Origin of the sequence: Bacillus sp. EKM501B, from assembly GCF_011800505.1 — a bacterium.
In the GTDB taxonomy this organism is placed as follows: Bacteria; Bacillota; Bacilli; order Bacillales; family Bacillaceae_G; genus Bacillus_A; species Bacillus_A cereus.
Genome location: NZ_JAALFZ010000013.1, coordinates 65478 through 87598, shown reverse-complemented (window position 1 = coordinate 87598; position 22121 = coordinate 65478). Strand labels below are relative to the sequence as shown.

The window sequence follows — 22121 nt, the reverse complement described above, 5'->3', positions numbered from 1 at the left end:
GAGGGAGAAACATATGCGAGTAAGAAATATCCAAGGGGAAGATTATGTAAAGATTCATTCAGTTTTAAATGAATGGTGGGGCGGGAGAGACATGGTTGCCATGTTGCCAAAACTGTTTTTTGTTCACTTTCAAGAAACGAGTTTTATCATTGAAGAAGAGGGCGAAACGTTAGGTTTCTTATGCGGATTTTTTTCACAAACATATAAAGATGAAGCATACGTTCATTTTATCGGTGTAAATCCGAAGTATAGAAGAAGAGGAATCGCATCGACATTGTATTCTTATTTCTTTGATGTCGCTCGTGCAAATAATCGTAAAGTTGTAAAAGCAATTACGTCACCAACTAATAAAAAGTCGATACAGTTTCATCAAGAAATCGGTTTTCGAATTGAGGCTGGGGATGATGAGGTAGAGGGTGTATCGGTACATACAAATTATGATGGGAATGGCGGAAGTAGAGTTTTATTTTTGAAAAATGTGTAGATAAAAGGGGAATGATTGCATGGATATGCAGCAACGGAGAATGTTAGTAGCAGGAATCGTTTTAGCAGTAGTGTTAGGGGTAGGCTATTTTTCGACAAACGTATTACAAACTTTCTCAATCGTATGTTTAGCAGTAGCGATTGTATTTGGGGTTATAGGGAGCATACAAAAGAAACGTCAAAACAAGAATTAAAAATTTGAAAATTTTATGATCCCTTAAAATTTCTCGTTTTAGGGTATTTGTTTTTCTTAGCTTAATGGCGATTGGATTGTATCACAAATTCTATTAAATTAAGTTTATATCAAAACACCATTCTTGCCCTGTTGTTGCAGACATAATGATATCTTTTTTTATTTTGTTAATTTGATAGAAGTGAGTGGGATGTCAAAAGCAATTTCTGTAAAATAATTTCATCAAAAGAAGGGGATTTATATGCATTTTGAAAGAGATAGATATTTTTTGGAGATGGCATTGGAAGAAGCAGAAAAGGCATTAAAAGAAAACACATATCCAGTAGGAGCAGTTATTGTTGATGGAAATAATAATGTCATTGCAAGAGGAAGAAATAGAGTGCATCCACAAAAAGACATAACAGCTCACGCAGAGATAGACGCTATTCGCAATGCAGGGGAAGCAATGTTTGATGCAAAAATAAAAAATGAGAAGTTTACTATTTATAGCACGTTGGAACCGTGTCCAATGTGTACAGGTGGTATTTTATTCGCAAAAATACAGAGAGTAGTCTGGTTACTAAATGATGACTTAGGTTTTGGTGGATATAAAAAGATAAAAAATGCTTTAGTTTTCGAAGGGAAATTTAATAAAATCGACATAGTGGAAGAACCATTTGAAGACTTAAAAACAAGACAAAAAGAACTTATGAGACAATGGGAGCTAAATCCCAATAATATTATTAATTTGCGTAGGGCTATAAAAAAATAGTTGTTTCTTTCAATTAAATCGGGATACTGCCACATTACCATCAATTTAAAAAATATAGTGAAATTATATCGATTTAACAAGAGAATATGGAAGAATCTATTACGAATAGAAAGCCGTCCTAAAAGTATTCTAGGATGGTTCTTTTTGTTGTGAGGAGATAAAGAGTATGGAGAATAAACAGAGTAGAAATGAGTATGTAAGACGCATACATAAGGTTCAAGATTATATAGAATCAAACATAGACAGTTCATTATCCATTGAAGAGCTAGCTGATATAGCAGGATTTTCGAAGTATCATTTTCATCGGATTTTTAAAGGAATAGTTGATGAGCCATTATCGCGGTATGTGAATCGCTTGAAACTAGAAAGGGCAACACATCTACTTACATATCGCGCAGACATGACGATTACAGATATTGCGTATCACTTCGGATTCACAGATTCAGCAGTTTTTTCCCGAACATTTAAAAGTCATTACGGTGTAAGTCCGTCTCAATATCGAAACGATAATAGCAAGAATTGCAAAGACGTAAGGGGAATTCCTCAATACAATGAATGTAAGAAGGTTCGAGGAAATGTTGAAATTGTAACAGCGGACGATATAAACGTCGCATACATAAGACATACAGGTACATATGAAGAGTTAGCTATAGCTTTTCCAGAAATGATAGAAAAATTATTTCGTTACGCGGCGAAGAAAAACTATCATGTATTTGAGGATACGAAAGTATTAACCATTTACCACGATCATCATGAATTTACTGAGGACTATCATTTAAGAACAAGTCTATGTGTAACAATTTCAGATGAATCCACAGTAGAAACGAACGACGTTGGAATAATGGTAATACCTTCTGGAAAATATGCAGTAGGACATTTTGAAATATTCCAAGATGAATATAAAGGAGCATGGGATTTCTTATACGGTGAATGGCTGCCAAATAGCGGATATAAACCGAGAGACTCGTATCCTTTTGAAGTATATAGAAATAATCCAAAGCAGCATCCAAAGCATAAACATATAGTTGATATATATGTACCTATCGAACCTTTTTAATCATAGGTTAAAGGGGAAAGAATAATGAAAACTGCTGAAAAGTTAGATCAGATTATAAAAGAAGAATATGAAAATATGAATGGTATGTTAGTAGTGCGGAAAGGTAATGTTATTTTTGAAAAATATTATAACGATTACGGACAAAATGATACATTTCATGTAGCGTCAGTTACAAAAACGATAATCTCTGCGCTAATTGGAATATGTATAGATAAGGGCTATATAAAAAGTGTTGATCAAAAAGTAATAGAGTTTTTCCCTGAATATAAAGTAAAGTCATCTGAAGTAACAGTGCGACACCTACTTACAATGACAGCTCCATACCCTTTTGTAGACTGGCAGGAACCGTTAGAAGAATTATGTACACAACCAGACTGGGTACAGTATACACTTCATAGAATGGGGAACGGTGGAGAGATTGGAGCTTTTAAATATTCATCTGCAGGAGCGCATGTACTATCAGCAATGATTACGAATGCAACAGGGAAAAGTGCACGTGAATTTGCGAATGAGTACTTATTTCAACCACTCGGCATGAGCGAAATTCCAAACTACAATATGAAAGCATTTGGATTCGATGACTTATTCGGAAAAGATGTGAAAGGATGGGTTCACGATCCAAACGGTATTTCGACGGGCGGCTGGGGACTAACGTTAACGGTTAGGGATATGGCTAAGTTTGGACAGATGTATTTGAATGAAGGTATTCATAATGGAAAACAAGTTCTATCAAAATCATGGATAAAAGAATCAATAGCGATGAATTCAAATCAATATGGTTACTTATGGTGGTTACGAGAAGAAGAGGGTGTCTATTCGTATTGTGCAATGGGTGATGGTGGGAATATGATTTGTTGTATTCCAGAGAAGGAATTGGTGGTGGTGATGGCTTCTGAAGTTGTGCCAGAAACAAAGGATAGATGGAGATTAATCAAAGAGTATATACTTTTAAAAGAGTAATGGTGAACTTGTAGAAAAATTTAAACGCTCCCCGTAACTTTCCGCAATAAAAAATCGTTAAACATTAGGAAGGGTTATTAATCACGAATGGGGGAGAACCATGAAAATTCTAATTCTAGGCGGTACACGATTTTTAGGAAGAGCATTTGTAGATGAGGCTTTACAGAGAGGGCATGAAATTACGTTATTTAACCGCGGAACAAACAAAGAAGTTTTTCCTGAAGTGGAGCAGCTGATCGGTGACAGAAATGGTGATGTATCAAGTTTAGAAAATCGAAAATGGGATGTTGTTGTGGATACATGTGGGTTTTCTCCGCATCACATTAGAAATGTTGGAGAAGTACTTAAAGATAATATTGAACACTATATATTCATCTCAAGCCTTTCCGTATATAAAGATTGGATTCCGCATGACATAAAAGAAGACTATATATTACAACCTGAACCGACGGAAGAGCAAATAAAGGCTGTAGAGAATGGTGAAATATCTCCTTATGAGCATTATGGTGCGCTGAAAGTATTATGCGAAAAAGAAGCAGAGAAGTATTGGTCGGGGCGTGTTTTACACGTAAGAGCAGGACTTCTTTCAGGAATGTTCGATTATACAGATCGACTTCCATACTGGATCGGGCGTGTAGCAAAAGGAGGTAAAGTGTTAGTTCCAGGAAGAAAAGACCGTTCAGTACAGATAGTTGATATAAAAGACGTCGCAAACTGGGGACTAAACATGGCAGAAAACAAAAATGCAGGTACATTCAATGTAACAGGTCCGAATTATGATTTGACGATGGAAGAGCTATTAAATACGTGTAAAAAAGTTACGAATAGTGATGCTGAATTCGTTTGGATAGAGGAATCGTTTATGAATGAACATAAAGTGCAGCCTTGGACAGAGATGCCTTTATGGCTTCCAGAAACTTTTTCATTAGAAGGTGAAACGAAGCCGTGGAAAGGTGGATTTTCAATTAGTATTGAAAGTGTTGTTAAAGAAGGACTTACTTTTAGAAGGTTAGAACATACAGTTACAGATGTGTATGAGTGGATGAAGAGTGTGGACGAATGGGAATTAAAAGCAGGTATTTCAAGGGAAAGAGAAAAGATGTTATTGGATAAGTGGTATGAAATAAAGAGAGTTTAAATAAGAATCTTGTGAAAAAAGGACTTTGTTTATTGCTTAAACAGAGTCCTAATATGAATCTACCACTCAATCGGTTCTTCTCCGTACATCTCCCATAGCTTAGGAAACATCTTTTTTAAACCTTCTTCATCGTCTTCATTCCAGTCAAATTCAAAATCTACATCGTCGAATTCTTCATTAGATAAGACATGGTAAAGTGTAAAGTAAGTATCATCTTCGTCACCAGTTTTTTCTGCATATACAGTGAAACCGAAATATAAAGAAAGTTCTTCTATTTCTGGGACGTCATACTCACTCAAATTTTCTAATACAGGAATTAATCGTTCTGGATCTTCAATACAAGCTTCGTATGTCTCTTTTCCTTGATATAATAACCATCCGCGGAAGTAATCGAAAGTATCATCTGAACAACCACCCATAATAATATAGGCTGCTGCCCATAAACGGGAGGTATAGGAATCTTTCAAAAGACGATGCATATGCGTATCAAAAGCTACAATTTCATGTACTGTACGTTTAGCAAGGTGGGAAGTAAGCCATTCTATTTGTTCTTCTTGGTCTTCACCTTTCGTTTTTGCACGATTAAGTAGTTCCCAAAATTCTTCTTCTGTTATCGTTTTTTCTTTTATGAAATCTTCCCCAGGCAACGGGTCTGTATATCCCTTTTTACGTTTGGAAGCAATTAGTTTGTTAGCTTCTTTCATACATTCTTCTTCTGTTTCAAACTCTTTCGCTTTCACACTGCCAGCTGTGCCGATTTTTCCGTAAAACACAACATAGTCTTTTTCTTTCACAACGATTTTCCAAAACTTATTTGATTTCTCAGTTTGCTGGATTAATAACGTTTCCATCCGTACCCCCATAATGTTTTCTAGTGTGCAATATGATTGTAACATATGTATATACACTTGTAATGATGAAAAGTAATGGTTCAGAAAATTAGGAAATGATTGAATGAAGTGAATAAATTTAGTAACCTTATTTGTACAGCAATTACATAATTGTTTTGTAATAATTCAATATTTGTATAAGGGGGGCGTTAAGATTGGATCTTACGTTTAAAGTAGAGGAAACATGTTTTAATTACCGCGTCGGAGCAATTTGTAAACTGGATAATAAAATACTTATTCTTCAAAACAAAGGGGAACATTATTGGTATGTACCAGGCGGAAGAGTGAAAATGCTAGAAAATAGTGAGGATGCGTTACAACGAGAACTTGCAGAAGAACTAGGTGTTCCTATTAAAGGGAAGAGATTAATATGGTCAGTAGAAAATTTCTTTACACTTTCTGAGCGAAAGTTTCATGAAATTAGTTTTTATTATGAAGTAGAGCTACATGAGTTACCTGCGAGTGGAGCGGATCAATATATTTTGGAAGAAGAGGGTAGAACGTATTTGTTTAGATGGGTGCCAGTAGAAGAACTGCATACATATAACTTACAGCCTGCATTTATAAAAGAGAAAGTAAAGGATGTATCAGTTCACACAGAACATATCGTATTACAAAAGTAAACGTATTACAAAAGTAAACGTATTCGGAGGAGAAAACGGTGAAGGGGACTAAAAAAGAGGTACATATAAATGACAAAGTAATTCGTTACACACATATCGAAAAAGGTTCTAGTACGGTTTGTTTTATGTTTTCAGGTTCAGGATACAATTATGATAAGCCGTTATTTTATTACGCAACGATGTTAATGCTTGAACATAAAATAGATGTTGTACATATTCATTATTCTTATGATGGACAATTAATGAATAAACCAATGGAAGAAGTAACGAAAGTAATGATGGATGATATTAATCCTGTAATAAATGAAGTATTAAAAGATGAGCAATACAACGAGACTATGTTTTTAGGGAAGTCACTCGGAACAATTCCGATTGCAAATGATTTAATGAAGAGAGAAGAATTCGCGCAGTCAAAAATGATACTACTTACACCTTTACTGACGTTTGATACAATTTTTGATTCTATCTTACATAGTCGACACGAAGGGTTTTTAGTTATTGGGGATAAAGATCACCAATACAATGCAGATCAAATTGATCAGTTATATAAAACGAATTTACAGATTGAAGTTGTCAAAAATGCAAATCATTCTGTAAATGTTGGGGGATATGAAACGGAAAATTCAATTGAGGCTATAGCGAAAATAATAGGAAAACTTAAAGAAGTTGTTAGGACAAACTAACCTATTAATACATGCAAAAGAGGTGCGAATTGCACCTCTTTTACTTTAATAAGCCTTCAAAACATGAAGTAAATAATCCTTACGATTCAGCGGATTATAATCAACACGTTTTCGAGTAGGGAAGGGAGCCATAAGTTTTGTGAAACCAGCTGGCTTCGTTGTAAATATGCCTTCTCCTTCTGTAAATGAATGTAGTATTCGTTTGAAACTCTCTGTTTTCGCAACAGGTAATGATCCTGTTAACTGATAAGAATTGTTATTGAATATAGGCTCTGCAAAAGTTGCTGGAACGGCAGCGAGCTTATACATTGCGGTACTAATTGCTTGCTCCGGTACAGTTAATTCAAACGCATTAACTGGTTCATATACATATGTTGCAGCTTGTTTTAAAGCATCCATTAAAACGAGCGGTGTTAAGTTTCTAAAGTCACTCGCTGTTGTAACAGGACTAGCATAACCAGTATGTGTTAACGTGACGATAATATCTGTAACTTCCCACCCATATAATCCTTGTTTTAACGTTTGAAATACCGTATCTTCAATCGCTTTATGAAATGCTAAAGGTAGTGAGCCGAGCTCAACACCTAATTTATATGTTATACCGCAATTAAGTTCACCACGTTCAACTTTGAATCCGATTGTTGCGTAAAATGGATTCTCTTTTTCACCCATTACTTCAACAGAATTGCCTACGCCAATTGGTTTCTCGATACATACAACTCGCGTATTTGAAAAATTAACCTGCAAATTATATTTCTCATAAAGTGTTGTTTCAATTACTTCTTTTTGTACCTCACCGAAAAGGCGAATATATAGTTCATTATGAACATCGTCTTTCCAAACTTTAATGAGCGGATCTTCTTCACATAGTTCCATAAGAACAGCGTATAAATTATGAATTTGCTCTTTAGGTACCGCATCAATGGCAGCTTCCATTTGTGGTTCGGCAAAGTGAATATCTTTTATATAATCCGTACGTTCACCGATAATATCACCAATTTTAATATCATTCAGCCCCCACACTTTACAAAACTCACCGCTAGGAACGGTAGAAGTTTGAACGGTATCTCCATTATGAAATAGGCACATTTTTTTTATCTTTTCTTTATGGAATAGAGACTTACTGCGCTGTATATTAACATATTTTCTAACATGTAAGCTACCTGAAAAAACTCTTATATAAGCAACCTTTTCTCCAGAAGGTTCACGTTCAATTTTAAAAACAACACCGGATAATGGTTCCTCTTGTGCCGATGTAAGAGCTGGAATGAGAGCCGGAAGTTTTTCAAGAAGTTCTGTTACGCCCATACCAGTCATTGCTGAACCGAAAAAGATTGGATACACATTCGCTTGCTGTATTTGCTGTTCTAGTTTTTCTCTTAATAGTGCGTCCGGTATTATTTCGTTATTTACATATGATTCAAGTAATGATTCATTAAATGGTGCTAACAGTTCCATACAATCGTCATATGATTTGTATTCAATGATCCGGGCTTCTTTCGTTCCTTCGTTTAGAACAGAATAGAAGGGGAATGCTTCATTTGAAAGAACCTCTTTTATTTGTTTCATAACTTTTTCATTGTTTGCGCCACTACGATCAATTTTATTAACGAATAAAATAGTCGGTATGTTTAGTTTCTGTAATGTTCGCATTAAAATTTTTGTTTGTGCTTGCACACCTTCAACGGCAGAGATAACTAAAATCGCACCGTCTAGAACGCGGAATGATCGCTCCACTTCAGCGATAAAATCAGCGTGTCCAGGTGTATCAATGACATTTACTTTTACAGCATCAATAAAGAAAGAAACGACAGATGCTTTAATCGTAATTCCGCGTTGTCTTTCTAATTCCATTGAGTCAGTTTGTGTATTACCACTATCTACTCGGCCAATTTCTTTAATCACATTCGTTTCATAAAGAATACGCTCAGTCAAACTCGTCTTGCCAGCGTCTACGTGCGCGACAATCCCTATATTTATTGTTGTCATTTGTGAATATCCTCATTTCATTTTCCATTTTCAATTCCTCATTTCTATTTGTATATTGCCGCATTATCAATCACTCTCCAGTTCTTTAAATTAGTATTATTATAGTGCAATTAACATTATTTGTAACGCTACAAAGCGCCTTAATTTGGAAAAAATAAAATGAAAACAAAATGCTTGCATTCTAAATCGATATAGATTATATTAATTGACATATCAACTATTGATACATCAAATGTTTTTATTTTGATTGTAAAGGAGGGTTAATTTGACAAGTTCATGCTCAAAAGAAGCGATTATTTTATATAAATTACACTTTCTAAATAAAGAAGTAAGTTCGAAATTTGAAGGGTGTACGGGTATGAGCCAGTCTCGATTAGAGCTTATACTTCAGTTATATGAAGTAGGTGAAATTAGTCAAAAAGCACTTCAACAAGAAGTGAATATTGATAATGCTGCGATAACAAGGCATTTAAAGCAGCTTGAGGCCAATAAAATGATTGTAAGACGTAAAAATCCAGATGATAACAGAATTACGTTAGTTTCTCTTACTGAAGAGGGACGAAATAAAATTCAAGCATTTCAAGAGGAAAAAGAACGTTTTGCAGCATCTGCATTTAAAGGATTAAGTGAGGAAGAACGCGATAATCTTTTAAATATGTTAAATCACATTCAAGAAAATATAAAAGAATTATAAAAAAGGGAGAATACAACTATGACTAACTCAGTAAAAACAAATGATTTTAACGAAATTTTAACAGGACGTCGTTCAATTCGTAAGTACGACCCTTCAGTGAAAATTAGCAAAGAAGAAATGACAGAAATTCTTACAGAAGCAACACTTGCACCATCTTCAGTAAACATGCAACCATGGAGATTCGTAGTGATTGCAAGTGACGAAGCGAAAGCAACACTTGCGCCACTTGCAAAATTCAATCAATCTCAAGTAGAAACATCTTCAGCAATGATCGCTTTATTTGGTGACTTAAACAACTTTGATAACGCAGAAGAAATTTATGGTACAGCAGTAGAGCGTGGACTTATGCCAGCAGAAGTAAAAGAAGATCAAATGAAAAAACTTTCAGCTTACTTCTCTATGGTTACACCAGAAGTAATGAAAGATACAGTATTAATTGACGGTGGTCTTGTAGCGATGCAATTTATGCTAGCAGCTCGTGCGCACGGTTATGACACTTGTCCAATTGGTGGATTTGAAAAAGACCAAATTGCAGAAGCGTTTGGACTAGATAAAGAACGCTACGTACCAGTAATGCTAATTTCAATCGGGAAAGCTGCTGACAGTGGTTACCAATCAGTACGTCTTCCAATTGACAAAGTTGCTGAGTGGAAGTAATCTAATTAGGTCATAGAAATATATGGAATATGAAAGGGGAAACACCATGATTATTATTCACGCAATATTTCAAGTAGACCCAGCAAAACAACAATCATTTTTAGAAGAAATTCAGCCACTCATTCATGGTTCAAGAGAAGAAAGTGGAAATGTATCTTATGACTTATATAAAGATACAGAAAAAGAAAGTGTTTATACGATGGTAGAAGTATGGAAAGATGAAGCAGCAGTTGCGAGCCATAATACGAGTGAACACTTCACATCTTTCGTTAGTAAAGCAGCACAATTTTTAACTGCTCCGCTTAATATAAAAGCTTATAATGGAGAATTAGTAAAATAATAAGGTAGAAAAAGATGACTTTAGCATATGGCTGAAGTCATCTTTTTTTGTATAAGTAGAATCCATTTTGGACTCAGTTATGTTGATAGATAAGCGTTGCTCGCATCCTCAGTAACAGTGCTGAATTGTATGTTAAATTCGAACATTCGGTTTATTGGGATATTTTTCCGTGGTATAATTTTCTTGTAAATAAAAGGTAGAGGGGAGTAAGTAATGGGAGAATTTCAAAGTAATTTGCATACGGCAACGCAACTTGCAACGAAAATGAGAAATGCTTCAGATAGGATGCAAAGTGCTACTAGTCGCTCTATAAATAAGGCAACGCGTACGACACTATCTGTGAACTTCAAAGCACAAGAAGCAAATCAACAAAATTTACAAATCACGAAACAATTTTGCGCTACTTTTCAACAAACGATTGATAATATCCATTCCGTAGCAAATGAATTTGAGAAAATGGATACTGGACTTCAAAAAACTTTTCAATAATGTAACAACCTACGTAAAGGGGAAAAGGTAGGGAGAAAAGATGAGTCAAGAAATTGAAACGAGAATCAGTCAATGTAATCAAAAATTACGAATTATATTTGAAGAACAAAATGAAAACCGAATCGCGCTGCAAAATCAAGAACGAGCTGAGGCTAGTTTTCATGAATGGAAAAATAGAAGCAATCGTTTATTTAACCGAATACTAGAAACTTGGTATGGTGACAAAGAAGCATTTCACCTTTTTACGAATATGCGGCAAGAAATCGGGCAGTACGAAAGAAAACTTACATTCGAATTAGAAAACGAAAAAGAGACGTTGCTTAAAGAAAAACGGCATCTCAGCGAGAAAGAAAACAACCTTTCCTATGAACAGCAGCAACTACAAAGGGAGGCCAATACATGAGTTTAAACATGTATTTGGGAGAAGTACAAAGTCAAACTCAAAGTATGAACGCTATATGTAATGCTACGATTCAAAGTATGGAACAAGCCATTCAATCTATTGATGCATTTGCGATAGACACAGTATTACAAGGACAAACATACAGTAGTGCAAAAGCCTACCTTGTCCAAACATTTCGGCCATTAGCGCAAGGAATCATATGCTTATGTGAAGAATTAATTCGCCAAAATGAAGCATTTCCAAATGAGTTCCAAGCGAAAGTTGCTTCGACAGATGTGATTGAACAAGAAATAAGAGAACAAATAAGGGGAATTAATCAATCGATTACAAGTATAGAAGCAATAGAAGTACTTACACCAATGCCCGGAGTAGGTGCAATTGTAACGGTATTAGGTGCAATGAGAAAAAAACTGGAAGAAAAACTAGAGCATTTATATGAATTCAATCATTCATCCAGCAACAACTACAGCACCGCTCTCCAATTAGCAGCTAGCATCACAGCCGGACTCGCTGAAGTGCAAAGTGGGAAAGGATTTAGTCCTGTGAGTGGTACGTTTAGTACACAAGGGTTGAATATGGATTGGGTGAGTTCGATTCAGGGGATTATAGAAGAAACAGCTCGAAAAAATGATCAGTCAATTAAAGATATAGAAACAAATAACATAATTGAGAAGAAATCTCCGGTTAGAAATGCTTGGGACGATGCGACAGACAGTATAGTTGGCACGTTTGAAACAGCGAAAAAGATGTGGGAAGCTATTCAAAGAGGATCGGGGAAAGCTATTGGTGATGAAATCGAGTCCGCAATAGCTTTAAGTAATATGGACATAGGAACTTTTATTAATGTAACCTATGCACTTTTCCATTTGGATGAAACTGCAAAAAATATGTGGCATGCATTTTCAAATAAAATAAAACGAGATATGATAGAGGGAGATGCAGAGAGTCGTACAGAATTGACTACCTATGGATTAACACAAATAGCTACCACAATATTAGGCGATAGGGCACTAAATAAAGTAGGCCATATCACAAAAGGAGCAAAAGCATCAAGTGGAGTAAGTACATTTGCTAACGCAGTAAAACTAGCAAAAGAATTGCAGCCTACGCTTGAAATGTTACAATCATTTAAGAGAGAGGCTTCCTATGCATTCTCTAGTATTGGTGGAACTATCATAACCAAAATACCACAAGGTGAATTGATAGAAGCTTATTATAAGTTTGCGAAGTCTAAAGATGGTGGTAAGGGTAAACCTAGCAGTAACAAAAACACAACTGTAGATAATTTTGATGCAAAAACAGCTACCAATAAGCAAAAAGGGAATTATGGTGAAATAAAATCTAGTGACAATTTATTGAATAATCAAAGTTTAAAAGAAGCTGGATTTGATTTAAAGCCAGTCGGAAAAAGTACACCATCAGGCATAAATGATAAAATAGTAAAAGGGATTGATGGATTATACGAAAATGCAAATGCAGAATCAAAGATCAAATATGTTATTGATGAAGCTAAATTTGGCAGTTCACAATTAGGAAAAACTAAAGATGGACGACAAATGTCTAATGATTGGTTGAATGGTGCGAAGACCAAAAAAAGTAGAATATTTAAAGCTGTTGATGGAGATAAGAAATTGGCAGATAAGATTAAAAGAGCGCTGGAAAGAAATCAAGTAGAAAGAGTACTATCACAAGTCGATAGTACCGGAAAAGTAAAAACATATAGATTAGATGCAAAGGGAAATATTATTGGAGAATGGCCATAATTTAGAAGCTAGGAGGAATCAAATAGAATGAGAGATTATTTAATTATAGAAGAAAAATGTAGAGAAGGAATTGAATATAATAAAGAGTTTATTCAAGAAAATAAAGAGGATATTAAAAGTTTAGAAGAAGATGAGAAAAAGGGAATTCAAAGATATTCTAAGGATAATAATAGTATTATAGAAGGAACCTACTTATCAAGCTTTAATTATGAGTTAGAGGATATTATTGCAAAATATTCCCTAGGAGAAGCTATCCATACAATAGAAGGAGATTTTGACAACGCTCTTATTGATTTGGGGCATATAGGGGAAAGAGAAGTTGGATATTTAAATCTAATTTGGATGATATCTCTAGGAATTTTATTAGAGACGGAGAAAAAGAATCTTGTAAGTTTAGCTAAGCTAGTTGAGAAAGAAAATATGAACGATGCAGTAATTGATTTCCTCTTATGCGCTAGTGATATCGGATACACAAAAGTGACGAATAGATATTATAAAGAAAATCCATATGCAAAAACGAGAGAGATTATAGAACTTGCACAAATAGATAAAAAAGAAGCATCTAAAAGATTACAAACGTACATGGAGAAAGAATGGTTTAAAGGCCATTATGATTATGAATGGAAAAATGCGCATAAAGAACCTGGATATGTAGGATATTGGAGCTTTGAGACAGCTGCAATAGTAAAGATACTCGAACTTGATGATACAAGTTTAAAAGATAATAATCATTATCCATATGATTTGGCACATTATAAAAATGAAATGAAATTTAAGCATATAGACCTAAGTGAATATCACTATGAAGATGAGACAGAAGAAATCGAGGATATAGTAGAAGGAATTGAACATAATCCTGCATTGGAAAATATTATTCCGCCAAAATGGCATTCATTGGTCAATGAATTGATTCATGACTATGAGAATATGGATGATAGTAGTTTTTATGAAAAATACAAAAAAACGATAGGAATAGGTCAAGTGTGGTTCTTATCACAAGAGTATGAAGAAGAAAATGAGCAAAAAAATCTATTAGGAAGTTTAATTGTGTTTGCCCTGACGGTAAGAGATTATATATTACAACTGGACTATAAAGAAGATTTAGAAGACTACATTGATAATCTTAAAAATTTCTGGAATGGATCAGAAACAAAGTTAATTCAATTTATTTTAGAGAATGATCAAAATTATTATGCATGGGTACCAAAAGAAGTAAATATCACAAATATGTATGAAGTGAAGATAGAGAGTGTCGATGTAGAGGAAGTTCTATAATAAGCAAATTAAAACATTGTGTATCATGAGTAACGTTGAAAAACTAATTTATAAGGAATTTAATGAATTAAGAGGTTAAAAATAGTGGTAGTTTGGAGAATCCAACTGCCACTATTTTTGTGTTTACGAATGGTTCTGTAAATTAAGTAGAGTATTTCAGAGTATATATATTATGTAGGAGAAGTAAATAAGTTAAAGGCGCTAAATAAAATCGGTCATATCGCAAAGACATCAAGTGGAATAAGTACAATTGCTAATGCAGAAAAACTAGCAAAAGAATTGAAGCCTACGCTTGAAATGTTACAATCATTTAAGAGAGAGGCTTCCTATGCATTCTCTAGTATTGGTGGAACTATCATAACCAAAATACCTCAAGGTGAATTGATAGAAGCTTATTATAAGTTTGCGAAGTCTAAAGATGGTAAGACTTCAGAACCATACGATATAGTACCGTATAGGCCAAGCAATTCACCATTAGAAAATCATCATGGAGTTATGGATGTATGGGCTAAACATAATGTCCCTGATTATGTTAGTAGAGGGGCGAATACTCCAACTATAGCTTTAACTAAAGAGCAACACAATGCTACTAAAGCTGTTTATAGACAATGGCTCTTTGAAAAAACAGGGAAAAAGGTTGGAGGTAAAGTAGATTGGAAATCTGTTTCACCAAAAGAAATACAAGAATTGACGGAAAAAATGTTTGATGCTGCGAATGTACCACGTTTAGCTAGACAAGAGTATTATAGGGCCTTTAATCAATATAATTTTAGGGAGTAATTTAGATGGAAAATATTAATCAGTTGATTAAAAAAGTAAAATCATTACCTAATTGTCGAGTTCAGGAGCCTACAGAATTACCGATAATTGATAAGAATAAGCATATGCTACCAGGTGATTTAAAAGAATTTTATAGTCTTTGTGGTGGTCTAACTTTATTTGAAAATGAGGAATATCCTATTCATATTGTTACCCCAGAGGAGTTTATTTTGGCTAATCCCGTAATTGTAGGAGAGTTATGTGAAGAAGATATTTCATCAAATTGGTATATTATATGCAATGATGGTAAGGATGAATATTTAACAATAGATCTTAGTGAAGAAAGACTAGGTAGATGTTATGATAGTTTCTTTGATCGACATGGAATAGTTGGGGAGTCGCAAATTATCGCAACTTCATTCACTGACTTACTTGAAAAACTTATTAAGAATAATGGACAATATTGGTATTGGCTAAAGAGTGAATTTGAATCACTTGGAGATGCTTATGATGATCAAGAGTGAAAAAGAGAGCCTTTAAGTGGGATAAGAAAGTGAAAGAGTTTTTGAAAGTATGTACTCTATGATGGTTGTACCATCATGGAGTACTATGTGCAATGATAGAATAAGAAAACGAGGTACGAGCTTTGGCGAGATGACATTTTACTGGGTGCTGAATATAAACACATGGAATATATATTAAACTAATGAACTCGTACAAACTCGTAAGTTTTAACGTAGTAGTTGGCACGACATAGAAAAGGTAGTTGGAATGGAGAAAATCCAATTGAAGGTCGAGAATATTATGTCGAGTTAGAAATAGGAAATACAGTAGTGTGGGGAGAAGAGTTTTAATATTAGAAATATTATTGGTGTTTATAGCGAAAGTCTATATAAGGCAAGTTGAGGAATGTAGATTGAGTGAGCAAATTCAATAGAAGTGGAGAACATTTATTTGAAAACAATAATCAAAAATATAGGTAATAAAAATATAAAAGCTAAAGTAGAAGAACCTTTAATTTTTCATGTAGAAACACTATTTAATTTATTATCTAAAGTAGAAGATAAATTAATAGATGGATTTTCAATACAAATTGGATGGTCTGTTTATAGTTTATATAAGTATGAAGAGTATTATCAAATTATTACCCGGGATTATACTAAAAATCCTTTTAAAGATAAGACGGAAGACTTAACGATTGCATTATGGGTACAACTTGAGCAATCACATTGCTTACGCCGATTAAATATGGAGGGGGAATTAATAAAATTTAATGATAAGATTGTGATAGCGAAAGACGTGTTGCAACAAGAAGAGTTTTATTTACAAAGATCTAGTGGTTGTGATGAAGATGATTCGGGTTGGTATATAGGTCCTATCAATGAAGAAGTATCAGGAGAATTAGAGACCATATACGCCTACGAATTATTAAAAATGAAACCTGCAATTATTCAAGTACTAGCTTTACCTTATAATTATTTAGTAGTTTTTGAGAAAGACGAAATTAAATCGATTTTAAATGAAAGTGATATTGATATTTGGAGTGAAATAGAAAGATAGTGAATGTATATAAGGTGTTAAATACCCAATATGAAAATTACGTGAGTTAAGCACCTCATTGTCAATATACGACAATAGGTGCTTTTTTGCGTGCAATGAAGAAAAAATAAAAGATTCATTTTCACTCTATTTCATCTTTGAAATACATGTTATAATTTGGAAAAAATATATTCTTAATTTTTAGATAATTAAAAGGTGGTAGATTACTATATGAGTACATTAAAGAAAATTACTAACAATATTTCGAAAGTTATTATAGGAAAAGATGAATCGATTGAACTGGCAGCTATAGCTCTTATAGCAAAAGGGCACATTTTATTAGAAGATGTACCTGGGACAGGAAAAACAACATTAGCGAAAAGTTTGGCTAAAAGTGTGGACGCTAAATTTCAAAGAATACAATTTACAGCGGATACTTTGCCTGGAGATGTTATTGGTCTTGAATATTTTCATGTAAAGGAATCGGATTTTAAAACAAGGTTAGGACCCATTTTTGCAAATATCGTATTAGTGGATGAAATTAATCGAGCTGTACCGAGAACACAATCTTCGTTACTTGAGGTTATGGAAGAGCGTACTGTTACAATTGCGAAACAGACACATTCATTACCAGAACCTTTTTTAGTTATAGCAACGCAAAATCCACTCGAATCAGCGGGCACATTTCTGTTACCAGATGCTCAGTTAGACCGGTTTTTACTCACAATACGCCAAGGTTATCCTACGAGAGAAGCTGAAAAGGAAATGATGAATCGGTTTCAAATGAATGATCCATTAGAAACGTTACATTCTATTATTTCAAGTGAAGAAATTATTACGATGCAAAAGCGTGCAAGAGAAGTGTTAGTAGGGAATGATGTGCAAGATTATCTCCTTGAAATTATTGAAGCAACTCGTAACCATGAGTTAATTGAAATTGGTGTAAGCCCTCGGGGAACGTTGGCATTTATGAGAGCAATTCAAGCACGGGCAATATTAAATGAAAGAGATTACTGTACACCAGATGATATTAAGACGCTCGCTGCATCAGTTTGTGCTCATCGTTTAACGTTAACGATTGAGGGAGAGATGAAAACGACGAAAGAACAAATTATGAAAGAAATTCTTCATACGATTAGTGTGCCAGTGGAGAATGTACGATGAATCAACAGCTTGTGTATACACCTTTAGCGGAGCCTTTCGTAATGGGGGTTATGTCAGTTGTAGCCGTTATTTTAAGTGTATTTTCAAGTAATCTACTGTTTTTATCTCTCGTATTTTTATATGTAATTTTAATAGGTGCTATGCATGTATATATACGTAAAGTATCTCGTGTTGAATGGGAATACAGTCAAGGGAATTCGAATGTTTTTATAGGTGAAACGAATATGTGCAAAATGAAAATTTCAAACAAGTCGATATTTCCTATTCTTAATATCGTATTTCGATTTAAATGTGAAAATAAGCTAACTTGGAATCATGATGAAATAAACAAAAATCATAGTACAGGTTCAAATTATTATATGAATTTTAATTTAAAAGGAAGGGAGTCAGTTTCATTTGATTTGCAAGCTGTAGCGTTAAAAAGAGGCATCGCGAAATGGGAAGAAGTTGAAATTGTTATTACTGATCTCTTTGGATTTATAACGAACCATATAACATATAAACAAGTTGATACGCCCTCTTATTTAGTCTTACCAGCTGTTCCGAAAATACAAGTTCCTGAATTACAAGAATGGTCACGAGGATTTCGAAAAGCGATGTCTTCACCCTTATATGATGAAACGAAAGTAATGGGAGTAAAGTCTTATGAAAATGAAGATTTTCGTTCCATCCACTGGAGTGCAACAGCGAAAACAGGGACGATAACTGCGAAAAAGTATGAGCGAACACAATGTGATAAATACGCGATTTATCTCAACTTGCAAAATAAAAGTGGTGTTTCTTTGCGAAATGATATAGAGGAACTAATTGAATTAATAGCAGGTATATGCAAACAACTTCTTATGCAAAACTGTTCGTTTGAAGTATGGATCAATAGTGTAAAAGATAACGGTTTGCTACATATAAAAAATGGGGATAATCGGAAACATTTGCAAAATGTATTAAAGGTACTTGCCTCGATATCAGACCAAGATACGCCTATATCTTCTTCTTACTTTTACACAGCAGGCTTTCGTCGAAAGGAACTGGATGCGGTTCCTTTAATTATTGGTACTTCACCAAAGAAATACAGTAGAACGAATAAATGGATTGTAATGAAAGAATAAGAAGGGGCTTATGTCATGGTGAATAAAAAGCGGCATATGAAAGTGAAGTTATGGAGTGTAAGAACTTTAATCATAATTTTCTTTGCGATTAGTGCGATAACGTTATCACAAGGTGTTGTGTATGTACAGGACATAGTAAAAGAGCGTTTTTTCAGTAAGACTAAGACAATATCGGAAAGAAATTATGACTTTACTAGTATAGGTGAAAATTTTGATGATTCCAAAATAGATGAAGATGAATATGAAGAAGTAGAAGATACAGGTATAAGAACGAAAACGGGTAAAAAATTTCAACCTTTCGAAAGAGAAAGTCTATGGAGTGACGTGCTTGCTGTTCTTTCAAATATATGGATTACTATAGCTTTTTATGTGATAATTGCAATATCAATTATATATGCCATCTACAAGTATATTAGGAAAAAATTGACGAAAACAGAAATAGTACAGGAGAAAGAATTGATTACAAAGCAAACTGCGGTAAGAAGCATAAAGAATGAAAAAGTCATTCATCAGTTAGAACAGCCGTTACCGACAGATAAGATAAGAAAAACGTTAGTTGAATGGGGAAGAACATTACCATTTCATGAACAGAGAAGGTCCTATGAAACGATGCAACAATGGTTAAAAAGAATTTGTAGAACAAGGGATATTATCTCGTTATATGAGTCTGTTCGTTATGGTGAAAAGACGTATACGGATTTAGATGTGGAAGAAATAATGAAGTGGGTAGAGGGAGATGGGAAGGTGGATACATAAATATTCACCTTTTCTTTTTTATATGGAAATTTGATTAACATGAATTATTTTCTTATATGAAACCGTATTCAAATAGGTAAATAAAATTAACTTTATTTACTTATACTTCAGTACATGTTAACCTATACTTAATTTTTATAAATCATAATTAATTTTTGATTTTTTAAGGGTGTGAAAATGTAATGAAATCGGTATTAAAAAGCATACTTATTTCCTTTGTTTTTTCAGCAGTAGGTATGTGTTGGTTACTGTACGTATTATTCAAAGGGGACGGAGACTGGTTATTGTCTTGGATAGGTGTATTAATGGCATATTTATCTTTATATACTTTAATAGATTTATATTGTAAAAATACATACGATAAAAAAATAAATAAATGGCTTATAAAAACAGCGGTGACTAGTTTTAGTTTTTCTGTATTAGGAATCTCATTTTGTATCATACATGAGCTATTAACACCATGGAGTCTTAGTTTAATGGTGTGGTATTGGTTGCTAATGTTAGTATTATTTTTAACAACTATAATATCATTAATCAGTTTAGTATTTGTTAATCGTAAAAATCACAATTTCACCGTTGGATATAGAATGCTCATACTTCTAAATGTATTTCTTACACTAGGACCAGTATTATGGCCGCTATTACTTTCTATTATTGGAAATGGTATGAATGCTAGTGCGGGCTGGTAAAAAGGAATATAAATTAGTTGTGTAAAGAATAGGATGAAAAGTTGATATAGAATTTTAAATGTTTAAGAGAACATGTTTACATAAAAAATGAAAACATGTTCTCTTTTTATTTGCATGCATAACTCTTCCTCAGTTTACCGTATTTAAATTTAAACGTAAGTATTTCGTAAGGAATGGATAAGAAAAAAGAGAGATTTATCATATAGGATGAAAGTATAGCTTGAATCAATCCGATATTAATGGAGGAGAGAAAGCCTTATGAAAAAATGTAATTCAATTAAGTTAGCAAGTTTTGCAGTTTTATTAGCGGGTACTGCTCTATTTACACCTGGTTTTACTGTGACTGCAGAGTCAACTCAAAATATTTCTAGTTCGTCACAAGTACATGATCAAAAGAATCGTAATGGCTGGAAACAAGTAATGCAGGAAACAGTACAGCTTGGTGCTGTAGGAATATTAGCTAAGACGTCTAATAACGGAAAAACTAGTAGTTTTACTGCTGGCGTGGCGGACTTAAGTACAAAGAAACCGGTGAATTCGGATTATCGCTTTCGGATTGGTAGTGTGACGAAGTCGTTTACCGCCACGACTATTCTTCAATTAGTAGGAGAAAATCGCTTACAACTTGACGATCCAATTGAAAAGTGGCTACCGGGTCTCGTGCAAGGAAATGGGTATGATGGTAATCAAATTACGATACGACAACTTTTGAATCATACGAGTGGTATCGCTGAATACTTAAAGTCAAAAGACGCGGACATAATGAATTCGAAAAAAACGTATACAGCAGAAGAAATAGTGAAAATAGGTCTTTCGCTGCCTCCAGATTTTTCGCCGGGAAAAGACTGGTTGTATTCAAACACAGGATACGTAATACTAGGAATGCTTATTGAAAAAATAACTGGAAATAGTTATGCGGAAGAAATCGAAAAGCGAATTATTGAACCTTTGGACCTATCAAATACGTTTTTACCAGGAAATTCACCCGTCATCCCAGGAAAGAATCATGCTCGTGGATATGTGAAAATGGAAGGAACAGGCGAGTTGAAAGATATTACGTATTATAATCCAAGTTTAGCTAATGCAGCTGGAGATATGATTTCTAATGCCGATGATTTAAATAAGTTCTTTTCATCTTTACTCGGTGGTAAGTTACTGAAGGAACGCGAGCTAAAAGAAATGCTTACTACAGTTCCTATAGAAGGAAAAGGGGTTGGTGACGCATACGGTCTTGGAATCTATGAGACTAAACTTCCAAACGGTGTTTCAGTTTGGGGGCATGGAGGAGGAATTCCTGGATTTACAACTTTTGCTGGGGGAGTAATTGGAGGCAAACATACATTGGCTATCAGTCTCAACTCTATAGGTGGGGTCGATATTGTTCCGCAGTTTAATAAAATGATGCAAATTGAATTTAATAAATAGATGAAAAGAAAGTGAATGGAATTTTGTTATAGTTATATTTAAAAGAGGTGCTTTTTTAAGTTCGCAACTATGGACAGTAGTTGCATTTATGATATGGCATCAAGTGTATTTCAAAGTGAAAATCAATCTTAATGCTTACGATAAAAATAAAAAGGATGTCAGTTACATGACATTCTTTTTATTTTGGATAAAAAAGGTATATAGTTCTGAAAATTGTTATTTTTTAAATTATTAAATATAATAAAGGATATAGGGGCGCCAATAGGGGAGTTATGAATGGAAAATACTTTAGTTA

The 22121-nt window shown here is 34.1% G+C and carries 24 protein-coding genes and 1 pseudogene; 23 read left to right on the top strand and 2 right to left on the bottom strand.

Features of this window, described 5'->3' with window-relative positions; genetic code table 11:
- Positions 1 to 13: 13 nt before the first annotated feature.
- The 6 genes from HFD78_RS21160 to HFD78_RS21135 all read left to right on the top strand — a co-directional run bounded on the left by HFD78_RS21160 (position 14) and on the right by HFD78_RS21135 (position 4582).
- Positions 14 to 484, top strand: a complete 471-nt coding sequence (locus tag HFD78_RS21160; RefSeq protein WP_001266069.1) for a GNAT family N-acetyltransferase — start codon at positions 14 to 16, stop codon at positions 482 to 484.
- Positions 485 to 503: 19 nt separating this feature from the next.
- Positions 504 to 677, top strand: a complete 174-nt coding sequence (locus tag HFD78_RS21155) for a hypothetical protein (RefSeq protein ID WP_000367555.1) — start codon at positions 504 to 506, stop codon at positions 675 to 677.
- Positions 678 to 917: 240 nt separating this feature from the next.
- The gene (locus HFD78_RS21150; RefSeq protein ID WP_000545359.1) at positions 918 to 1427 is read left to right on the top strand and encodes a nucleoside deaminase; all 510 of its coding nucleotides are present in this window, start codon (positions 918 to 920) and stop codon (positions 1425 to 1427) included.
- Positions 1428 to 1593: 166 nt separating this feature from the next.
- The gene (locus HFD78_RS21145) at positions 1594 to 2484 is read left to right on the top strand and encodes an AraC family transcriptional regulator (protein WP_000428667.1); all 891 of its coding nucleotides are present in this window, start codon (positions 1594 to 1596) and stop codon (positions 2482 to 2484) included.
- A 24-nt stretch (positions 2485 to 2508) separates the two neighbouring features.
- Positions 2509 to 3444 (top strand): serine hydrolase domain-containing protein, encoded by a 936-nt coding sequence (locus tag HFD78_RS21140; protein ID WP_000844659.1) that lies wholly within the window; start codon positions 2509 to 2511, stop codon positions 3442 to 3444.
- A 100-nt stretch (positions 3445 to 3544) separates the two neighbouring features.
- A complete protein-coding gene (locus HFD78_RS21135; RefSeq protein WP_000697696.1) occupies positions 3545 to 4582 on the top strand; it encodes an SDR family oxidoreductase in 1038 nt (345 codons plus the stop codon).
- 59 nt (positions 4583 to 4641) lie between these two features.
- Here the strand turns inward: HFD78_RS21135 and HFD78_RS21130 are convergent, their stop codons facing one another.
- The gene (locus HFD78_RS21130) at positions 4642 to 5433 is read right to left on the bottom strand and encodes a DUF4240 domain-containing protein (protein WP_000449109.1); all 792 of its coding nucleotides are present in this window, start codon (positions 5431 to 5433) and stop codon (positions 4642 to 4644) included.
- Between the two features lie 194 nt (positions 5434 to 5627).
- On the opposite strand from HFD78_RS21130, the gene HFD78_RS21125 reads away from it, so the two are divergent.
- Positions 5628 to 6095: an NUDIX hydrolase gene (locus HFD78_RS21125; RefSeq protein ID WP_000366240.1), complete on the top strand. Its 468-nt coding sequence runs from the start codon at positions 5628 to 5630 to the stop codon at positions 6093 to 6095.
- 38 nt (positions 6096 to 6133) lie between these two features.
- A complete protein-coding gene (locus HFD78_RS21120) occupies positions 6134 to 6778 on the top strand; it encodes a hypothetical protein (RefSeq protein ID WP_000679153.1) in 645 nt (214 codons plus the stop codon).
- Between the two features lie 45 nt (positions 6779 to 6823).
- Here the strand turns inward: HFD78_RS21120 and HFD78_RS21115 are convergent, their stop codons facing one another.
- Positions 6824 to 8767 carry an elongation factor G gene (locus tag HFD78_RS21115; RefSeq protein WP_000207794.1) on the bottom strand — a complete coding sequence of 648 codons (1944 nt, stop codon included), beginning with the start codon at positions 8765 to 8767 and terminating at the stop codon, positions 6824 to 6826.
- A 265-nt stretch (positions 8768 to 9032) separates the two neighbouring features.
- On the opposite strand from HFD78_RS21115, the gene HFD78_RS21110 reads away from it, so the two are divergent.
- The 15 genes and pseudogenes from HFD78_RS21110 (at position 9033) to HFD78_RS21040 (ending at position 21826) form a co-directional block, all read left to right on the top strand.
- On the top strand, positions 9033 to 9461 hold the full coding sequence (locus HFD78_RS21110; RefSeq protein ID WP_000204181.1) for a MarR family winged helix-turn-helix transcriptional regulator: 429 nt from the start codon (positions 9033 to 9035) through the stop codon (positions 9459 to 9461).
- A gap of 18 nt (positions 9462 to 9479) precedes the next feature.
- A complete protein-coding gene (locus HFD78_RS21105) occupies positions 9480 to 10118 on the top strand; it encodes a nitroreductase family protein (protein ID WP_000185382.1) in 639 nt (212 codons plus the stop codon).
- A 46-nt stretch (positions 10119 to 10164) separates the two neighbouring features.
- Positions 10165 to 10458: a putative quinol monooxygenase gene (locus tag HFD78_RS21100; RefSeq protein ID WP_000583816.1), complete on the top strand. Its 294-nt coding sequence runs from the start codon at positions 10165 to 10167 to the stop codon at positions 10456 to 10458.
- Between the two features lie 213 nt (positions 10459 to 10671).
- Positions 10672 to 10947 carry a TIGR04197 family type VII secretion effector gene (locus tag HFD78_RS21095; protein ID WP_000503638.1) on the top strand — a complete coding sequence of 92 codons (276 nt, stop codon included), beginning with the start codon at positions 10672 to 10674 and terminating at the stop codon, positions 10945 to 10947.
- Positions 10948 to 10987: 40 nt separating this feature from the next.
- Positions 10988 to 11350 (top strand): DUF3958 family protein, encoded by a 363-nt coding sequence (locus HFD78_RS21090; protein WP_000076592.1) that lies wholly within the window; start codon positions 10988 to 10990, stop codon positions 11348 to 11350.
- A complete protein-coding gene (locus tag HFD78_RS21085; protein WP_000056114.1) occupies positions 11347 to 13113 on the top strand; it encodes a T7SS effector LXG polymorphic toxin in 1767 nt (588 codons plus the stop codon). Before HFD78_RS21090 ends, HFD78_RS21085 begins: the two co-directional genes overlap by 4 nt.
- A gap of 27 nt (positions 13114 to 13140) precedes the next feature.
- Complete coding sequence (locus HFD78_RS21080; protein WP_191968109.1) at positions 13141 to 14388, top strand: PoNi-like cognate immunity protein; 1248 nt, start codon at positions 13141 to 13143, stop codon at positions 14386 to 14388.
- 399 nt (positions 14389 to 14787) lie between these two features.
- A pseudogene (locus HFD78_RS21075) lies at positions 14788 to 15168 on the top strand (sugar-binding protein); the annotation flags it as partial.
- Between the two features lie 5 nt (positions 15169 to 15173).
- Positions 15174 to 15671 carry an SMI1/KNR4 family protein gene (locus HFD78_RS21070; RefSeq protein WP_000427919.1) on the top strand — a complete coding sequence of 166 codons (498 nt, stop codon included), beginning with the start codon at positions 15174 to 15176 and terminating at the stop codon, positions 15669 to 15671.
- Between the two features lie 430 nt (positions 15672 to 16101).
- Positions 16102 to 16707 carry an immunity protein Imm33 domain-containing protein gene (locus HFD78_RS21065; protein WP_000848821.1) on the top strand — a complete coding sequence of 202 codons (606 nt, stop codon included), beginning with the start codon at positions 16102 to 16104 and terminating at the stop codon, positions 16705 to 16707.
- Positions 16708 to 16917: 210 nt separating this feature from the next.
- Complete coding sequence (locus HFD78_RS21060) at positions 16918 to 17850, top strand: AAA family ATPase (RefSeq protein ID WP_000105652.1); 933 nt, start codon at positions 16918 to 16920, stop codon at positions 17848 to 17850.
- Entirely contained in the window at positions 17847 to 18956 is a 1110-nt protein-coding gene (locus HFD78_RS21055; protein ID WP_001075942.1) for a DUF58 domain-containing protein, read from the top strand. The genes HFD78_RS21060 and HFD78_RS21055 overlap by 4 nt, the downstream gene beginning before the upstream one ends.
- 15 nt (positions 18957 to 18971) lie before the next feature.
- A complete protein-coding gene (locus tag HFD78_RS21050; RefSeq protein ID WP_191968108.1) occupies positions 18972 to 19712 on the top strand; it encodes a signal peptidase II in 741 nt (246 codons plus the stop codon).
- A gap of 182 nt (positions 19713 to 19894) precedes the next feature.
- Positions 19895 to 20401 carry a DUF3902 family protein gene (locus HFD78_RS21045; RefSeq protein WP_000843833.1) on the top strand — a complete coding sequence of 169 codons (507 nt, stop codon included), beginning with the start codon at positions 19895 to 19897 and terminating at the stop codon, positions 20399 to 20401.
- Between the two features lie 258 nt (positions 20402 to 20659).
- Complete coding sequence (locus tag HFD78_RS21040) at positions 20660 to 21826, top strand: serine hydrolase domain-containing protein (RefSeq protein ID WP_000710638.1); 1167 nt, start codon at positions 20660 to 20662, stop codon at positions 21824 to 21826.
- Positions 21827 to 22121 lie beyond the last annotated feature (295 nt).

What these genes read in the sequence shown, in the direction of transcription:
- HFD78_RS21130 (WP_000449109.1), bottom strand. Translation starts at nt 5,433, where the DNA reads ATGGAAACGTTATTAATCCAGCAAACTGAGAAATCAAATAAGTTTTGG.
- HFD78_RS21155 (WP_000367555.1), top strand. Translation starts at nt 504, where the DNA reads ATGGATATGCAGCAACGGAGAATGTTAGTAGCAGGAATCGTTTTAGCA.
- HFD78_RS21070 (WP_000427919.1), top strand. Translation starts at nt 15,174, where the DNA reads ATGGAAAATATTAATCAGTTGATTAAAAAAGTAAAATCATTACCTAAT.
- HFD78_RS21080 (WP_191968109.1), top strand. Translation starts at nt 13,141, where the DNA reads ATGAGAGATTATTTAATTATAGAAGAAAAATGTAGAGAAGGAATTGAA.
- HFD78_RS21100 (WP_000583816.1), top strand. Translation starts at nt 10,165, where the DNA reads ATGATTATTATTCACGCAATATTTCAAGTAGACCCAGCAAAACAACAA.
- HFD78_RS21085 (WP_000056114.1), top strand. Translation starts at nt 11,347, where the DNA reads ATGAGTTTAAACATGTATTTGGGAGAAGTACAAAGTCAAACTCAAAGT.
- HFD78_RS21135 (WP_000697696.1), top strand. Translation starts at nt 3,545, where the DNA reads ATGAAAATTCTAATTCTAGGCGGTACACGATTTTTAGGAAGAGCATTT.
- HFD78_RS21055 (WP_001075942.1), top strand. Translation starts at nt 17,847, where the DNA reads ATGAATCAACAGCTTGTGTATACACCTTTAGCGGAGCCTTTCGTAATG.
- HFD78_RS21150 (WP_000545359.1), top strand. Translation starts at nt 918, where the DNA reads ATGCATTTTGAAAGAGATAGATATTTTTTGGAGATGGCATTGGAAGAA.
- HFD78_RS21040 (WP_000710638.1), top strand. Translation starts at nt 20,660, where the DNA reads ATGAAAAAATGTAATTCAATTAAGTTAGCAAGTTTTGCAGTTTTATTA.
- HFD78_RS21045 (WP_000843833.1), top strand. Translation starts at nt 19,895, where the DNA reads ATGAAATCGGTATTAAAAAGCATACTTATTTCCTTTGTTTTTTCAGCA.
- HFD78_RS21160 (WP_001266069.1), top strand. Translation starts at nt 14, where the DNA reads ATGCGAGTAAGAAATATCCAAGGGGAAGATTATGTAAAGATTCATTCA.
- HFD78_RS21140 (WP_000844659.1), top strand. Translation starts at nt 2,509, where the DNA reads ATGAAAACTGCTGAAAAGTTAGATCAGATTATAAAAGAAGAATATGAA.
- HFD78_RS21095 (WP_000503638.1), top strand. Translation starts at nt 10,672, where the DNA reads ATGGGAGAATTTCAAAGTAATTTGCATACGGCAACGCAACTTGCAACG.
- HFD78_RS21105 (WP_000185382.1), top strand. Translation starts at nt 9,480, where the DNA reads ATGACTAACTCAGTAAAAACAAATGATTTTAACGAAATTTTAACAGGA.
- HFD78_RS21145 (WP_000428667.1), top strand. Translation starts at nt 1,594, where the DNA reads ATGGAGAATAAACAGAGTAGAAATGAGTATGTAAGACGCATACATAAG.
- HFD78_RS21115 (WP_000207794.1), bottom strand. Translation starts at nt 8,767, where the DNA reads ATGACAACAATAAATATAGGGATTGTCGCGCACGTAGACGCTGGCAAG.
- HFD78_RS21090 (WP_000076592.1), top strand. Translation starts at nt 10,988, where the DNA reads ATGAGTCAAGAAATTGAAACGAGAATCAGTCAATGTAATCAAAAATTA.
- HFD78_RS21060 (WP_000105652.1), top strand. Translation starts at nt 16,918, where the DNA reads ATGAGTACATTAAAGAAAATTACTAACAATATTTCGAAAGTTATTATA.
- HFD78_RS21050 (WP_191968108.1), top strand. Translation starts at nt 18,972, where the DNA reads ATGGTGAATAAAAAGCGGCATATGAAAGTGAAGTTATGGAGTGTAAGA.